The sequence below is a fragment of the Micromonospora sp. NPDC049204 genome (genome assembly GCF_040647935.1).
In the GTDB taxonomy this organism is placed as follows: Bacteria; Actinomycetota; Actinomycetes; order Mycobacteriales; family Micromonosporaceae; genus Micromonospora.
On record NZ_JBEZDC010000010.1, the window covers coordinates 206,387 to 221,818 of the forward strand.

The window sequence follows — 15,432 nt, forward strand, 5'->3', positions numbered from 1 at the left end:
GGTGTTCCTCCTACGGTCGGCCGGCGGTGACCAGCGTGGGCAGCGCGTCCAGCAGGGACCGGGTGTAGTCGTGTCGGGGGTAGCTGAAGACGTCGCCGACCGGGCCCTGCTCGACCACCGCGCCGTCGTGCATGACCAGCACCCGGTCGCTGAGGTGGTGCACCACACCCAGGTCGTGGGAGATGAACAGCAGGGCGGTGCCGTCGGTGGCCCGCAGGTCCGCTAGCAGGTCGAGGACCTGGGCCTGCACGGAGACGTCGAGGGCGGAGACCGGCTCGTCGCAGACGATCAAGCTGGGTCGGGGAGCGATCGCGCGGGCGATGGCGACCCGCTGCCGTTGGCCGCCGGAGAGTTGCCGGGGATGCCTGTCGACCAGGTCCGCGCCGAGACCGACCCGGCGCAGCAGGTCGACGACGCGGTCGCGCCGGTCCGCGCGGCTGACGTCGTTGCCGAGGTTCTCCGCGACGACCCGCCCGACGGTGTAGCGGGGGTCGAAGGAACTCAGCGGGTCCTGGGAGATCAGCTGCAACCGGCGCCGCAGTGGGCGGCGGGTCCGCTCCCGTACGCCGGCCCACGCGGTGCCCTCGAACGTGACGGCGCCCGCGTCGGCGTCGAGCAGACCGGCGACGATCCGAGCGACGGTGCTCTTGCCGGAGCCGGACTCCCCCACCAGGCCGAGGGTCTCGCCCCGGGCGATGGTGAAGGAGACGTCCCGCACGACCGTCTGCTCGCCGTACGTCTTGGTCAGCCCAGCCGCGTCGAGCACGGTGTCGTCGGCGCGGACCTCGCGCCGGGCGGGCAGGGCAGCCCGTGCGTCCCCGGACCGGGGCACCCCGAGCCGGCGTCCCCGCGACGTCGCCGAGGGCACCGCGTCCAGCAACTGCCGGGTGTACGGATGCGTGGGTGCCCGCAGCAGCGTGCCGGTGGGACCCTGCTCGACGATCCGACCGTCGCGCAGCACCAGGACCCGGTCCGCGATCTGGGCGACGACCGCAAGATCGTGGCTGATCAGCAGCAGGCTCACCCCGGCGGCGCGTCGCTCGGCGAGCAGCCGCAGGATCTGCGCCTGCACGGTGACGTCCAGCGCGGTGGTCGGCTCGTCGGCGATCAGCAGGGCTGGTTCCCCAGCGATCGCCGAGGCGATCAGTGCCCGCTGGCGCAGCCCTCCGGAGAGCTGGTGCGGGTACTGCCGGGCGCGGCGCTCCGGCTCCGGAAGGTGCACCTCGTCGAGCAGATGGGTGACCCGGCCGGCCCGTTCCCGGCGGCCGACGATCTCGTGGGTGGCGAGCACCTCGCCGATCTCGGCACCCACTGTCCGCAGTGGGTCGAGGGAGACCAGCGCGTCCTGCAGGACCAGCCCGGCGAGCCGGCCACGGACCCGCCGCCAGTCCCGCGGTCGATGGCCCCGCACGTCCTGGTCGGCCAGTTCGAGCCGAGCGGCGCGGACGCGCGCGCCCGGCCCGGCGAGCCCGACCAGGGTACGAGCGGTGACGCTCTTGCCGGAGCCGGACTCCCCGACGACTGCCACACACTCGCCGTGCTCGACGGTGAAGCTGATCCCCCGCACCGCGGCCACCGGGCCGGTCGGGGTGTCGAAGTCGACGTGCAGGTCCTCGACCGTGACCAGGGGGGCCATCAGCGCCGCCGCCCGTCGAAGCGTGCCTGCCAGTGCCGGCCGACGACGGTCAGCGACACCACGGTTGCGGTGACCGCCAGGCCGGGCAGGATGGTGATCCACCAGGCCACCTGGAGGTAGTTGCGGCCCTCGGAGAGCATCGCGCCCCACTCCGGCGACGGCGGCTGTGGACCCATGCCGAGGAAGCTGAGCCCGGCGGCGGCCAGGATCGCCTCACCGAGCCCGATCACGGCGAGCACCGGCACCGGACCGACCACGTTGGGCAGCACGTGCCGCAGCACCAGCCGGGACCGGGACTGGCCGAAGGTGACGGCCTGCTCGACGAAGCCTGCGCGGCGGACGACAAGCGTCTGACCACGGACCACGCGGGCGTAGTGCGGCAGGGTGGCGATGCCGATGGCGACGATCAGGCTGGCGGTGCCGGGGCCGGCGATGGCGATGAACAGCAGGGCCAGCAGCAGCATGGGAAATGCCGACAGCGCGTCGAGCGTACGGCTGAGCGCCTCGTCGGCGACCCGGTGCGCGAGGCCGGCGAGCAGGCCGAGCAGCACGCCGCCGGTCACCGCGATCGCGGTGGCGGCCACCCCGATGGTGAGGGAGTGCCCGGCGCCGTGCACCACCCGGGTCCAGACGTCACGGCCGAGGTGGTCGGTGCCGAGCCAGTGCGCCGCGTTCGGCGGGGAGAGCACGGCCAACGGGTCGGCCGCGAGCGGGTCGCCGGGGGCGAGCACCGCCGGCCCGGCCGCGGCGACGACCAGCAGCAGCAGGTAGGCCCCGGCGACGAGCAGGCCGGGTCGCGGCCGGGACCGTCGGCGTGCGGCCGGTTCGGCAGGTTCGGCGAGAGTCCGTGCGGGAGCGTCGGTGAGCGGGGGGCCCAGGGTGACGGTCATCGGGGTCAGCTCCTTCGCAGACGCGGGTCGATCAGCAGGTACGCCAGGTCGGCAGTGGTGTTGACTGCGACGTAGCCGGCTGCGGAGAGGGTGACCACGGCCAGCACCATCGGCATGTCCCGGTTGGAGACCGCCGTGAGGATGACCTGGCCGAGGCCGGGCCGACCGAAGACCTGTTCGACGATGACGGTGCCGCCGATCACAATGCCGAAAATCCAGCCGGCCAGGCTGACGGCCGCCAGCAGGGCGTGGCGCAGGGCGTGGCGGACCAGCACCGTTCGTTCCCGGACGCCCCGTGATCGGGCGGTGAGCACGAACGGCTGGTCCAGGGCACGGTCGAGCCCGTCGCGAAGCACCTGAGCGAGCAGCCCGGCGATGGGCAGCGCGAGGGTGACGGCGGGTAGCACCAACGCGGCGATCCCCTGGTCGCCGGAGACCGGGAAGAACCCGAACCGGAACGACAGCACACTGAGCAGCACGAGCCCGATCAGGAACGACGGGGTGGAGACCAGCAGCAACTCGGTGCCGGAACTGGCCCGACGCAACCACGGCCGCCGGTCCCCGGCCGTGGCCACCGCGACGAGCAGTGCCAGCAACACCCCGAGCCCGGCGGCGGCGACCGCGAGGGCGAGGGTGGGGGCGAGTTGTTCACCGATCACCTCGGCGACGGGGCGCTGCAACAGGTACGAGCGACCGAGGTCGCCGCCGCCGAGCCGCCGGAGGTAGTCGAGGTACTGCACGACGGCCGGGCGCTGCAGGCCCCACTCGGTGATGATCTGGGCGCGGATCTGTGGGGTGTCGGCGCCGTCGCCGACGATGTTGTCCACGGTGTCGCCGGGGGCGGCCAGCAGCGCCAGGTAGGCGGCGGTGGCCGCGACCCAGAGCACGATCAGGCCGGCACCGAGTCGGCGGGCCACGGCACGTACGGGTGGGCGGCTCATGTCACTTGCCGATCCACAGGTCGTAGGCGCTGGCGGGAACCCCGGCGGTGGGCTCGAAGCGCACCCCGCCGACGCCGGTGCTGGCGGCGATCTGGTCGGCCGGGGCGTACAGCGGCAGCGCCAGGGCCTGCTCGGCGACGACCTGCTGCTGCACGTCGGCGTAGATGCCGGCGCGCTTCGTCGGGTCGGCGGTGGCCTGACCGGTCTCCAGGAGTTGGTCGATGCGCGGGTCGTTGACCTGGGTGCGGTTGATGCCGCCCTTCGAGTGCAGCAGCAGGTTGAGTGCGGCGCCGGCGTCGGTGTCGGCCCGCGAGTTGTCGAAGACCTCGTACTCGTTGCGCTGGAACGAGTCCGTGGCGGTGCCCTGGTCGACAAGCGACACCTTGAGGTCGATGCCGGCGCTCTGCTTGACGGCGGCCTGGACGGCCTGGGCCAGGACGTCACGGCGGTCCCGGACGAAGGGTGCGGACTGCACGAGCCGTACGGTGAGCCGTTTGCCGGCCTTCACCCGGTAGCCGTCGGCGTCTCGGGCCGTCCAGCCGGCCTGGTCGAGCAGGGTGTTCGCCTTGGCGGTGTCGCCGCTGTAGCCGCCTTCGAGGCGCTTGTCGTACAGCGGGCTGGACGGGCTGATCACGCTCCAGGCGCGGGTGACGGTGTCGCGGTAGACCGACGTCAACACGGTGTTCACGTCGACGGCCTCCCGGAACGCCTGCCGGACCCGCAGGTCGTCGAAGGGGGCGTGGGAGGTGTTGAAGTAGTAGGAGTAGGCGGACCCGGAGTTGAGTTCGCGGTTCAGGCGCAGTGTCCGGTTGCCGGTGACCAGCGGCTGGTCGGTGGCCGGCACCCCCTCGATGATCTGCACCTGGTTGGACGTGAGGGCGCCGACGCGTACCGCCGACTCCTTGAGGAAGCGGTAGGTGATCCCGTCGAGGTGGGCCGGGCCGGTGTGCGTCGCGGTGGGCGGTGCCCAGTCGTAGCCGGCGTTGCGCCGGTAGCGCAGCTCCTGACCGGGGACGTAGCGGTCCAGCACGAACGGCCCGGTGCCGACCACGTCGGTGCCACCGGCCTTGAGGTTCTTCGCCTGCCGCAGCGACGTCGGGGAGACCTGCGCGCCCTGCGGGGAGGCGAGGAAGTCGAGGATGAGTACGTCCGGCGCACTGAGGACGAGCCGTACGGTGCGCGGGTCGACGGTCTCGACGGCCTTGAGGTTGCGCAGTTGGACGGCGGCGACGCCCGGGGCGTACCCGGACTCCCGGAGTTTGTCGAAGTTGGCCTTGACGGCCGCCGAGTCGAAGGGCGTGCCGTCGGAGAAGGTGACCCGGTCGCGCAGCGTCACGGTGTAGGACAGCCCGTCCGGCGTGACCGTCCAGCCGGTGGCCAGCCAGGGCACGAGCTTGCCCTGCTGGTCGTAGGTGAGCAGCGACTCGAAGGTGTTCCAGACCAGCAGGCGGGCCTTGGCCTGGGCGTACTGGTGCGGGTTGAGGGTGACCGGCTCGGTCTCCACGGCCCAGGTGAGGGTGCCGCCGGAGCGGGGCTGGCCGGCCGCCTCGGCGGCCGGGGTGGTGGCCGTGGAGCAGCCGGCGACGACGGCGAGCAGTGCGGCGAACGCGGCGGCGGCCAGGGTACGCAGACGGTACGCGGGCATGCGGAGATCTCCTGTCCAGGCAGGCGGAAGCGGGGTGCCGACAACGGACCCGACGCGTGGGCGTGGGCCGGTGGCGGTGTCGGTGCGGTGGTGGCGCGGCGGTGCGCCAGACCCCGGCGGGCCGGTGTGGCGGGCCGGGTCACGGGCGAGGGTGCCGGGTCAGGCCAGACAGGAACTCGACCACACGCGACCGAAGTCGATGTGGCCGCGGATCGTCAGCCGCAGCTCGCTGGACATGAGTTGAGTCCACCTTCAGGGCAGTGTTGGTGTCAACGAATCCGTCGCCGGATGTCGGCTATCGCACGGGTGGACGTCGATCCGTTGACGTATACCCTACTAAGACTATAGGGTTTGCAGGGATTGCCTGATCGGAGAATCAGCGGAATCACCTCGGCTCAGTCCAGGTCGAGCAGGACCTTCCCGGCCACCCGGCGCTCCCGCAGCGCATCGGCCGCCTCGTCGAGGCGCTGCCACGAGCCGCGCCAACCGATCGGCGCGCGCAGAGCTCCACGCGCCACCAGGTCCGCGAGCAGACCGAGATCCGACCCCGGGGCGGTGGCGTCGCCGAAGGACCGCAGGGTCCGTGCCGCACCCGGCGTGAAGGTGGAGTTCACCGGAAGGACGGCCGGCTCGCCGGAGGCCCAGCCGATGCTGTGCAGCACCCCACCCGGGGCCAGCAGGCCCCAGGCGGCCACCAGATGGGCGCCACCGACCGTCTCCAGCACCACGTCGACCGGGTCGGTGATCGCGTCGAGACCAACCACTACCTCGTCGGCGCCGAGGTCCGTCAGCCCCGCGCCGCGAGCCGGCGAGCCGACCACGGCGACCACGTACGCGCCACCGAGCCTGGCGAGTTGGACGGCGACCCGGCCCACTCCCCCGGACGCACCCGTGATCAGCACCCGACGGCCGAGAAGCGGGCCCGACGTCCGCAGGGTGCGCAGGGCGGTGAGGCCGACGGTGGGCAGCACGGCCAGTTCGGCCAGGTCGACGGCGGCGGACACCACCGCCACACTGTCCACGTCGAACACCGCCAGGCGGGCCCAGGCCCCCGGCCCGAAGGCGACCACCCGGTCACCCTCGCGGGGGCCGGACCCGTCGATGGCGCCGCGCACCACGTGACCCGCGGCGTCATGCCCGAGCACGGCGCCGGCCGGCCAGACGTCGAGGTGACGGATCTCGCCGGCGTTGACGCCGACGTGTCGTACCTCGACGAGAACCTGCCCCGGTCCCGGAGTGGGATCGGGCACGCCCGTCACTCGGAACCCGGCGTGGGTGTCCGGAGCGGCGACGATCGCTTGCACGGCATCCTCCTGCGTACGGTTGGGGCGGGCGAGCGCCCGTTCAGGCGGCGGGACGGCGGGACAGTCCGGGCTGGTCGCCGGCCAGACCGGCGTAGCGCCCCCGGTGGTAGAGCAACGGCGAGCCGACGTCGGTGTGCCGAAGCACCTCCGGTTCGGCCAGCACGACGGCGTGATCCCCGACGGTCACCCGGTCGACGACCCGGCAGAGCAACCAGGCCAGGGTGTCGTCCAGGATCGGCACCTCCTCCGGACCGGTCCGCCAGCGGGTGGGTGCGGCGAACCGGTCGATGCCGCTCGTCGCGAAGGTCCGGGCCAGTTGCTGCTGGTGGTGGGCGAGCAGGTGCACGGCCACGTGCCGGGCACGGGCCACCGCGGGCCAGCTCGACGACCCGAGGTTCAGGCAGAACGAGACGATCGGCGGCGCCAGCGACACCGAGGTGAACGACGTGGCGGTGAAGCCGACCGCGGGCGAGCCGGGAGCGGTGACCACCGTGACGGTACTGGCCTGGTGACGCAGCAAGGTCCGCAGCGCGTCGCTGTCGGCGTCGATCGGGGCGTCGGTGGACTGGGTCATGACGATCCTCCCGCAGGGGTGGGTGCGCAGGGGCTACGAACGGTCGGCCGAATCGACGGCCAGCCGCTCGTACGGGGTCTTCTCGCCGGCCTCGACCGCGATCGGCAGCCGGTTCTCCGCCGGGGGCAGCGGGCAGGTCGCGAAGTCGGTGTACGCGCACGGCAGGTTGGTGGCCCGGTTGAAGTCCAGCGTCACCAGACCCTGCTCGCTGGGTGCGGCGACGGCCAGGGACCGGTTGGCCGGATAGGTCGTGACGCCGGAGGTGGCGTCGGTGAACAGCACCGACAGGCTCCCGGGGGCGGCGCCGTTGAACGCGGTCAGGCGCAGCGGCACCCCGTCGACGGCGAACTCGATCTGACCGGGGGCGTCGTAGACGTGCGTGAGCCCCTCCACTGCCGCTCCGACAGTGGTGGGCCGAGGGCTGTCAAAGGGTACGAAGCGCCCGCTCAGGACCCACCGGTGATCGGGCGGATAGGTGGCGGTGCCCCGGTAGGCGACACGGAGGGGGTGATCCGGGCGCCGGGGACGGAGGATGTCGCGCCCACCCCGGCGGGCCACCTCCAGCACCCCACCCTCGATGCCCACGGTGATGCCGCCACGCTCGGCGATCGGCCCGAACTCATGCCGATCCTGAACCTGGCGGCCGTCGACGACGAGTCGCTCGCCCGGACCGAGAGCCACCACGGGTCCCTCGTCGCCGGTGTGCCACTCCCCCGGCACGTCGGGGAACCGCTGCGGCCCCGGAGTCAGCCAGTGCAGATCGGTGACGGCGAGGAAGCCGTGGGGGTCGGCCCGAGCCTCCTCGTGGAGTCGATGCCACTCCCGCCAGGCCGCCTCGAAGTCGAGCCGGGGGTCCAAGGTCGTCGCTGATCCGCCGTCGTTGCTCATGGCAAGGTCCTCCTCGACGAGATGCACCGCCACGCGGGCGGGATGCGGGTGCCGGGCGCGACAGTGCGCCGCGGACGAGAAAAGGGGCCGGCGAGGGCTGGGCAGCCGGTCAGGCCGGGATGGGCGCGCCGGGACAGAGCTGCGCGGCGACCCGCATCAGGTCGACGACCCGGCGGGAGGTGAACAACCGAAGCAGCGGCATGCCATCGAGTTTCCTACCAATGAAGTAGGAATTCAAGACCCCGGATCGAGTGGGGCACCGTCGCCCACCGCGTCCAGCGTCGACAGTGGACGGCAGCGGAGTACGATCCCGCTGCGCACCGCAGTGGTGATCTCCCGCCGACGACCCCTCGATAGGAGCCTGGCATGGCCGGTCCGGATGCCGAACTCGCCGCGAAACTTCAGCCCGACGTGCCGCACGCCGCTCGGATCTGGAACTACTGGATGGGCGGCAAGGACAACTTCCAGTCCGACCGGGCGGCCGGCGACGCGGTCGCCGAGGTCTACCCGGAGATCGTCCTCATGGCGCAGCAGTCGCGCGTGTTCCTGGTGCGGACCGTGCGTCACCTCGCGGCCGAGGCGGGCATCCGGCAGTTCCTGGACATCGGCACCGGCCTACCCACCATGCAGAACACGCACGCGGTCGCGCAGAGCGTCGCGCCCGAGTCGCGGATCGTCTACGTCGACAACGACCCGATGGTGCTGGTGCACGCTCGGGCACTGCTGGCCAGCACGACCTCGGAGGGTGTCACCACCTACGTCCCGGCCGACTACCACGACCCGGAGGCGATCCTCGCCGAGGCGGCGCGGACGCTCGACTTCGACAAGCCCATCGCCGTCATGTACATGGGTGTGCTCGGCTACGAGCCGGACCTGGACGTGGCGCGTTCCATCGTCGGGCGGACGATGGACGCGATGCCCTCCGGCTCGCACCTGGTGCTCTGGGACGGCACGAACACCAGCCCGGCGGTGGTCTCCGGCGCGGAGCGGTTGGCGCAGAGCGGCGGGGTCCCGTACATCCTGCGCAGCCCGGAAGATCTCGCGAGTTGCTTCGGCGGGCTGACGATGGTGGAGCCGGGCCTGGTGCCGATCCCCCTCTGGCGACCGGAAGATCCCGACGCGGTCGGGATCGACGCCTACGGCGCGGTGGCACGCAAGCCCTGACCGACCTGACGTCCGTCCCGCCGCCGCCGTGGTGACCGCGACAGCGGGACGGACGTCGCTCACCCGTTACACGTCAGCGTCAACCCGTCGGGCACGGCGCTTGTCGACACGAGCAGGCCGAACCTCGCCACACCACCCGGCGCCAGCGTCCCGTTGTACGTGGCGTTGCGGACCGTCTGGTCGACGCCGACTGTCTCCAGCACCCCACCCCAGACGTTCTCGACCCGCTCGTCTCCGGACCACCGCCAGGAGACGCGCCACCGGTCCAGCGGCTGGCTTCCGATGTTCGGCACGGTGGCCGTGACGACGAAACCGCTGCCCCACCGGGCGTCGATCGAGGCCGTCGCACGGCACGAGGTCAGCGCCGCGGTCCGGGCCGACCCGAAGATGAACGGATCCCGCTTGCCGTCGGGGGCGGTGAACCGGTACCAGTACTCGGTGTTGGGCGTCAGCCCGTCGACTGTCACCGCGCCGGTCCGCTCCGGCCCGGAGACGGCCGTCGCCACCGGCGCCCTCCACTGCTGGGCGTCCTCGCGGCTGGCGAAGAGGCTGAGGGTCAGCGGCGGGTCGTAGCCGCAGGGCGGGCGGAAGAAGATCGAGTACGAGATGGTCACGCTCGTGGTGGTGACAGCGGTGACGCCGGCGCCGATCGGCAGGGCCGGCGGGCAGGCGAACGTGGGAGTGGGTATCGGCGTGGGCGTGGGTGCCGCAGTGGGCGTGGGCGTGGCTATCGGAGTGGGCGTGGGCGCCGCCGTGGGTGCCGACGTGGCCGACGGTGTCGGTTCTGGTGCCGCCTCCGCGACGGCGGTCCCGGCCCAGGCGGCCAGCGCCATGGTCGTGACGGCGAGGAACGTGCGAAGCATCGGTGCCTCCGTGGTCTAGCAGGCACCGAGGACCGAGGTGGTGGCCGGTGCCGCGCTCGGGTGTCCGACCGCCGACGAGGGCTGCCCGGCACGGGTGACCCAGCCACCTCGTGCGCCCTGCGGGCCGGAGAAGATGCGGTGCGCGCCGGCTCCCGAGCACGACCGAACCCCAGCATGGCAGCCGGCGAGCATCGATACAACCCGATCCCGATCTCGTCGAGCATCGTCCGCTTTCTCGTCGCCGTAGGGACACCCGCCGGGTGCCCGAACCCCGAATGATCCATTGCGGTCTATTCCTTCGGACACGGGAGCACACCATGCTCGACGCAAGCAGCACAACCCGGCGACCCCGGGTGGTGCGGGCACTGATCGCGGCAGGCGCTGCGGCAGCGCTGGCCGCTGCCGCGCTGGCCGCACCGACCCCCGCCGTCGCCGCCGTCAGCCGAGCCGAGTTGGCCCTCCGCTGGGCGCCCATCCACTACCAGGACGTCGATGCCACCGGCAGCCACGCCCTGAGTGGCCAGTCGGACTACCTGACCTCTGTCGACTTCGACGGCGACCTGGCCGGACGCAACAACTGGGACCGGGCTGGCCAGGCCGGCACCGCACTTGCCGCGCACGTGTACTACTCCGTCGTGGAGACGAGCACCCACTGGTACATCACGTACTTCTTCTTCCACCCCCGCGACTGGACCGACCATCCGTTCTTCGAGACCGAGCACGAGAACGACGGTGAGGGCGCGCTGTTCGCGATCGAGCGCGACGGTTCCACGTACGGCGTTCTCCGCTCGGCCGTCACGGTCGCGCACAATGACTTCTTCTCCTACACGCCGACCGGCAGCACCTGGACCAACGGCGGGGAGAGCATCGACGGCACCCTGCGGTTCCAGGCGTCGCCGCACGACACGTTCCAGCACCCGGTGACGGCGCAGGAGGCGCAGGGCCACGGACTCAAGGCGCACCCGCAGTACGACATCAACGGCGACGGCCTGGTCTACTACCCGTCGACCGTCGCCGAGACGCCGAGCAGCAGCAACGACCGCGACGTGCGCTATCGGCTGATCGACATCTTCGCCGCCGGCGGCCTGTGGGCGCAGCGGTCCAACGCGAGCCTGTTCGCCAGCCTGGGCACGTTCGCCGGTGACACGTCCGGCGACTGCGGCGTCGGCACCTGGAGCTGTTCGAACAACTCGGCAAACGCGCCCTGGGGCTGGGACGACGGCAACGACGCCCCCGCGCGTGGCGAGATCGCCAGCGACCCGGCGAAACTGTCGGCCGCGTACTTCACGGTGCCGGCTGGCCAGGCTCGCACCTACAGCTACAACCCGTACGCCGGCGCGGCGGCGGCCCTCGCCGAGGCGGCGAGGACGGTGCCACCGACCGTCGACTGATCTTCTCGTCTCCCCGGGGTCGGGCCGTCCTGGCCCGTCACCGGGGAGACGAACCGACCCGCACCCGGTCGCTCCCGTCGTCGGAGAGGAAGGACGCCAGCGCCTGTCCCTGCTCGGTCACCGCGACCCGATCCGCTCGGGAAAGGCCGCGTAGTGGACTGACGGTCACCGTGCCCGAATCGACGGTCCAGGTCGCCGCGACCCGTCCGTCGACGAGCACCACCCGTTCGCCGGCTACCGAGAGGCCACGGTGGGCGTCGTCGATGATCCGGCTGCGGTCGTCGTAGCCGAGGATCGCGTTGTCGAACGCCGGCAGGAACCGTACCGGGGCGGGTGTCTCCGGGTCGGGGCGCGGCGCGTCGGGAAGGTCGATCAGCTTGCGGCCACGGTCGTCGCGGAAGGTCACCAGCTCGTCCCGCATCGCGGCAACCGTCGCCGGCAGCCCGGCGAGGCCGCACCAGGCCCGCAGGTCGGCCGTGGCCGCCGGGCCGAACGCGGCCAGATAGCGGCGTACGAGCAGTTGGCCGACCGGATCGGTGCCCTCCGCCGCCGGCGGCGCGATCTCCCGGCCGAGCCACGCGGAGAGCAGGACGTGGCGCGCGCCCGCCTTCGACCGCCACACCCCGCGCGGCGGCAGTTGTGTCATCGGGAGCAGCGCGATCGCCATCTCACCCAGTGCCCGCATCCCCGCCGTCGGCCAGCGCTCGCCGAGCGCACGCCCGATCTCGGGCATCGAGCGGGGCTCGCCGTCGGCCACCAACGCCCGGGCGGCAGCGGCGAGTTCGTCGAGGTCCACCCCGTCGAGCTCGGCACGGTAGACCCCGAGCACGCGCTGGCGCAGCATGGCGTCGTGCCGGGGACGCCAGGCCACGGCGTCGTCGGCGACGACCAGGTGGACGGTGCGACGCATGAGGTGGGTACGCACCACGTGTCGCTCGATCAGCAGGGTGGAGAGAACCGTCGGGTCGAACGCGCGCAGCCGCGACCACAGCCCGACGAACGGCTCCTGCGGCTCCTGCGCCTGGAGGCCACCGAGGTGGGCGACGGCGTCGAGCGCCGGCAGGTCGCTGCGGTCGAGCAGCAACTGCCGGGCGAGCGTCGCGCGGTTGAGCGCCCGGGTGTCGAGAACGGTCATCGGGTCCCTTCGGTCGACCTCATTGTCCGACCGAGGGTGACAGTTTCGGGCGAGGGCGGATCACCCGCTCCGGGCAGGACGCGAATGCGCCCCGTCCGGCGGTACCGGTGGGAAGCGGGCCAGGCCTCGTCACGGTGGGGGGCCAGGCCTGGTCACGGTCGGGGGCGGACCGGTGTCTGGGCGCGGAAGGGCTGGCCGGGGCCTCGGGAGGGCACGGCGTGATCTGGTGATGTAGGACTAGATCGTTGCCCGGGGAAGTAGGCGGATCTGGCTTCCAACGCGGCGGATTCCGTTTCGGCATATGTGTGGGTGCCGGTGTTCACTCGCGTCGGTGGTAGTGGTTGCGGCGGGGGATCTGGTTGGGGTCGAGCCAGGCGGGTGGAATGAATTCGGGGTGACCGTCGCCGCCGAGTTGCACGGCCCAGTTGCTGTGGTGCAGGTGTCGGTGGTGGTGGCCGCAGAGCAGGACGGCGTTGGTGAGGTTGGTGGCGCCGCCGTCGGCCCAGTGGTGGATGTGGTGGGCGTCGCACCACCGGGGTGGGCGGTCGCAGCCGGGGAAGGCGCAGCCGCGGTCGCGCAGGACGAGGGCGCGGCGCAGCGCGCCGGTGACGAGTCGCCGTTGTCGGCCCAGGTCGAGCGGTTGACCGGTGCTGTCGAGGACGGCCGGGAGGATCGCCGCGTCGCAGGCGAGCCGGCGGATCGTCTCGGGCGTGAGCTGGAGGCCGGTGTCGAGGGTGCCGGCACCGAGGTGCCCCGCGAGGGCGTCGAAGCTGGTGGTGACGACGAGTTGCGCGGGGTCGCCGCCGTGCTCGGGTAGGTCGCTGGTGCGCAGGGTGAGGCGGCAGAGGTCGGCGAGGGCGTCGTGGCGGCGTTGCCCGGGGGCGCGGTGGTCGTCGGGGCCAGACGGTGCGGTCAGTGGGTCGATCGCGGCGCGAAGCAGGCCGGCGGTTTCGCTGTCGAGGACGCCGGTGAGGCGCAGGCGGCCGTCGGTCAGTGTGGAGAGGGTGAGGTGGCGGTCGCGGGCGGCGCGGCAGGCGTCGGCTTCGAGGGCGGCTCGGGCAGCGGCGTCGGCGATGTCGGGGGCGACGTGCTCGAGGATGCGGGTGCCGAGTGTGCGCAGCAGGGTGGGGTCGAACTGGCCAGCCCAGTCGACCAGAACGCCGACGGCCTTGTCGGCTGCCTGCGCACCGGCCGCGGTGTGCACGGTGGCGACGGTGTCGGCGATGACCCGGGCCTGTTCGACGGTGATGTCCCCGTGGGCCAGCGCGGCGCGTATCCCGGGGTTGGCGGTGTCCAGGGCGGCGGCGAGGTCGACGAGGCGGCGGGCGGCGGGGACGGTGAGGTGAAGTCGCTCGCGCAGCCACACCGCGGTGCTGGAAGCGCCCCGCGCGTGGGCGGTGCCGCGACCGTCGATCTCACGGACCAGGGCGAGTGTGACGGCGGCGAGGCGTCGCTCCAGGCGGTGCGCGGCGTCGAGGGCCGCGACCAGCTCACCGTCGGTGAGCGGCCAGGTGGCGTCGTCGACGCAGGCGGCGACCACGTCGTCCGCCTGCGCCAACTCCTCGACCATGACCAAACACTAGAACACCCGTACGACAGCTTCACTTATCAAGATCGATTGATCGGGGGCTCCGCTGGCGCTGTCAGGTTCGCGGGCTGACCGCCCGCACGCCAGGCCGTGGCGAATCGAGCATCGGGCGGGCGAACTCGAGGGGCAACGATTAGTGCTTGCCCACGAAGATCCCGATGCCGTTGGCGACCAGACGCTCCGTACCGTCGGACGGGCTGTTGCGGGCGGTGGCCGCGGCCTGGCCCGGCTCGCGGACGGCGATCGTGCTCGAACCGCCGCCGTCCAGGTTCACCGCGTCGTGGGCGCCGAGCGAGCGCATCAGATCGGCGAGCTCGGCGATCGTGAAGCCGGCGCTGGCCGGGGCACGCCCGGCCAGGACGACGAGGTAGACCGTCCGGCCGTCCGGGCTGACACCGGCCGAGCTGCGGACCGCGGCGGTCCTGGTGTCCAGGCCGGCCAGCGGCGCACCGTCGCGCAGGATCGGCGCGCCGCCGACCGCGAACGTCAGCTTCGGTTCGCCGGTGGAGTCGAGCTTCTCCCGCACCTGCACGTGGTCGCCGACGGCGAGGTCGTCGAGCGTGTCCGCGCCACCCTCGCGGCCGACCAGCACCTGGGTGTCGGCCGGGATCGCGCCCGCGCCGGGCGTCGAGCCCACGGCGGTCACCACGCCACGACGTACGGTCACCTCGTAGGTGTGGGCGCTGCACGGGTCGCTGCGGCTGGTGTCGGTGCCACAGGTCGACCGGATTCGGGAGGCGGCACCCCACTCGGAGGTGAACAGGCCGACCCCGCCGACCGGCAGCGCGTACTGGTTGAGCCCGCTGAGGGCGATCGTGCCCTTGGTGCTACGTACCTCGCCGTTCAGGCTCAGGGTGTCGACGCGCGCCTTGCCGTTGACGCCCACGCCGAACACGTCCCGGGTCGAGGTGCCGGGGGCGAGACCGGGGCCGAAGCGCTGCGCGGTCGGGACCGCGAACTTCAACCCCTCGCCGTCGGCGATCTCCGGACCGGACGACGAGTAGGTGGGCGTGACGCCGGCGTGGGTCTCGCTGTTGTTGAAGAAGTCGCCGTTCACGCCGGCGATGGCGCCCTGGTCGTTGGCCATCGATGAGATGACCTTGCGTTGCGCGACCGCGTCGGGGTGCAGCAGGTCCAGGGAGACCTTGTTCTTCTTCAGGTCGGCCGTGAGCAGGTAGCCGACGGTGACGCCCCGGGGCGTGGTGACCTGGAACGACTCGTACGTGACGCCCGGGGCGAGTTGCTCGGTCGAGGTGACGGTGATCGGCGTGCCGGATACGGTTGCCGCCGAGGCGGGGGCTGCGCCGGCGGGCGTCACGAGCGCGCTCAGCCCTGCGGCGAGCAGCAGGGCCAGACTCGGGCGCACGAGGTTGAAGGGCCGCACTGCGCTCCTCTCTTGGTTCGTTTTCCTGG

At 72.3% G+C, this 15,432-nt stretch carries 13 protein-coding genes; 2 read left to right on the top strand and 11 right to left on the bottom strand.

The window, feature by feature from the left end:
• Positions 1-10: 10 nt before the first annotated feature.
• From AB0A90_RS20705 to AB0A90_RS20735, 7 genes are all read right to left on the bottom strand, one after another.
• A complete protein-coding gene (locus tag AB0A90_RS20705) occupies positions 11-1,636 on the bottom strand; it encodes an ABC transporter ATP-binding protein (protein WP_357250163.1) in 1,626 nt (541 codons plus the stop codon).
• Entirely contained in the window at positions 1,636-2,526 is an 891-nt protein-coding gene (locus AB0A90_RS20710; RefSeq protein WP_357250165.1) for an ABC transporter permease, read from the bottom strand. The genes AB0A90_RS20705 and AB0A90_RS20710 overlap by 1 nt, the downstream gene beginning before the upstream one ends.
• 5 nt (positions 2,527-2,531) lie before the next feature.
• A complete protein-coding gene (locus AB0A90_RS20715) occupies positions 2,532-3,467 on the bottom strand; it encodes an ABC transporter permease (RefSeq protein WP_357250168.1) in 936 nt (311 codons plus the stop codon).
• Position 3,468: 1 nt separating this feature from the next.
• Positions 3,469-5,112 carry an ABC transporter substrate-binding protein gene (locus AB0A90_RS20720; protein ID WP_357250171.1) on the bottom strand — a complete coding sequence of 548 codons (1,644 nt, stop codon included), beginning with the start codon at positions 5,110-5,112 and terminating at the stop codon, positions 3,469-3,471.
• A 395-nt stretch (positions 5,113-5,507) separates the two neighbouring features.
• Complete coding sequence (locus AB0A90_RS20725) at positions 5,508-6,416, bottom strand: zinc-binding dehydrogenase (RefSeq protein ID WP_357250175.1); 909 nt, start codon at positions 6,414-6,416, stop codon at positions 5,508-5,510.
• Positions 6,417-6,456: 40 nt separating this feature from the next.
• A complete protein-coding gene (locus tag AB0A90_RS20730) occupies positions 6,457-6,990 on the bottom strand; it encodes a flavin reductase family protein (RefSeq protein WP_357250178.1) in 534 nt (177 codons plus the stop codon).
• A gap of 33 nt (positions 6,991-7,023) precedes the next feature.
• Complete coding sequence (locus AB0A90_RS20735; RefSeq protein WP_357250181.1) at positions 7,024-7,878, bottom strand: DUF1684 domain-containing protein; 855 nt, start codon at positions 7,876-7,878, stop codon at positions 7,024-7,026.
• Between the two features lie 366 nt (positions 7,879-8,244).
• Between AB0A90_RS20735 and AB0A90_RS20740 the strand changes: the two genes are divergently transcribed.
• Entirely contained in the window at positions 8,245-9,042 is a 798-nt protein-coding gene (locus tag AB0A90_RS20740) for an SAM-dependent methyltransferase (protein WP_357250184.1), read from the top strand.
• A gap of 59 nt (positions 9,043-9,101) precedes the next feature.
• Here the strand turns inward: AB0A90_RS20740 and AB0A90_RS20745 are convergent, their stop codons facing one another.
• On the bottom strand, positions 9,102-9,905 hold the full coding sequence (locus AB0A90_RS20745; protein WP_357250187.1) for a cellulose binding domain-containing protein: 804 nt from the start codon (positions 9,903-9,905) through the stop codon (positions 9,102-9,104).
• 317 nt (positions 9,906-10,222) lie between these two features.
• Between AB0A90_RS20745 and AB0A90_RS20750 the strand changes: the two genes are divergently transcribed.
• Positions 10,223-11,296, top strand: coding sequence for a hypothetical protein (locus tag AB0A90_RS20750; RefSeq protein ID WP_357250190.1), 1,074 nt, complete (start codon positions 10,223-10,225; stop codon positions 11,294-11,296).
• Positions 11,297-11,333: 37 nt separating this feature from the next.
• Here the strand turns inward: AB0A90_RS20750 and AB0A90_RS20755 are convergent, their stop codons facing one another.
• The 3 genes from AB0A90_RS20755 to AB0A90_RS20765 all read right to left on the bottom strand — a co-directional run bounded on the left by AB0A90_RS20755 (position 11,334) and on the right by AB0A90_RS20765 (position 15,403).
• The gene (locus tag AB0A90_RS20755) at positions 11,334-12,431 is read right to left on the bottom strand and encodes a winged helix DNA-binding domain-containing protein (RefSeq protein WP_357250192.1); all 1,098 of its coding nucleotides are present in this window, start codon (positions 12,429-12,431) and stop codon (positions 11,334-11,336) included.
• A gap of 319 nt (positions 12,432-12,750) precedes the next feature.
• Entirely contained in the window at positions 12,751-14,001 is a 1,251-nt protein-coding gene (locus AB0A90_RS20760; RefSeq protein ID WP_357250195.1) for a DUF222 domain-containing protein, read from the bottom strand.
• Between the two features lie 151 nt (positions 14,002-14,152).
• Positions 14,153-15,403: a phosphodiester glycosidase family protein gene (locus tag AB0A90_RS20765; RefSeq protein WP_357250197.1), complete on the bottom strand. Its 1,251-nt coding sequence runs from the start codon at positions 15,401-15,403 to the stop codon at positions 14,153-14,155.
• Positions 15,404-15,432: the final 29 nt, after the last annotated feature.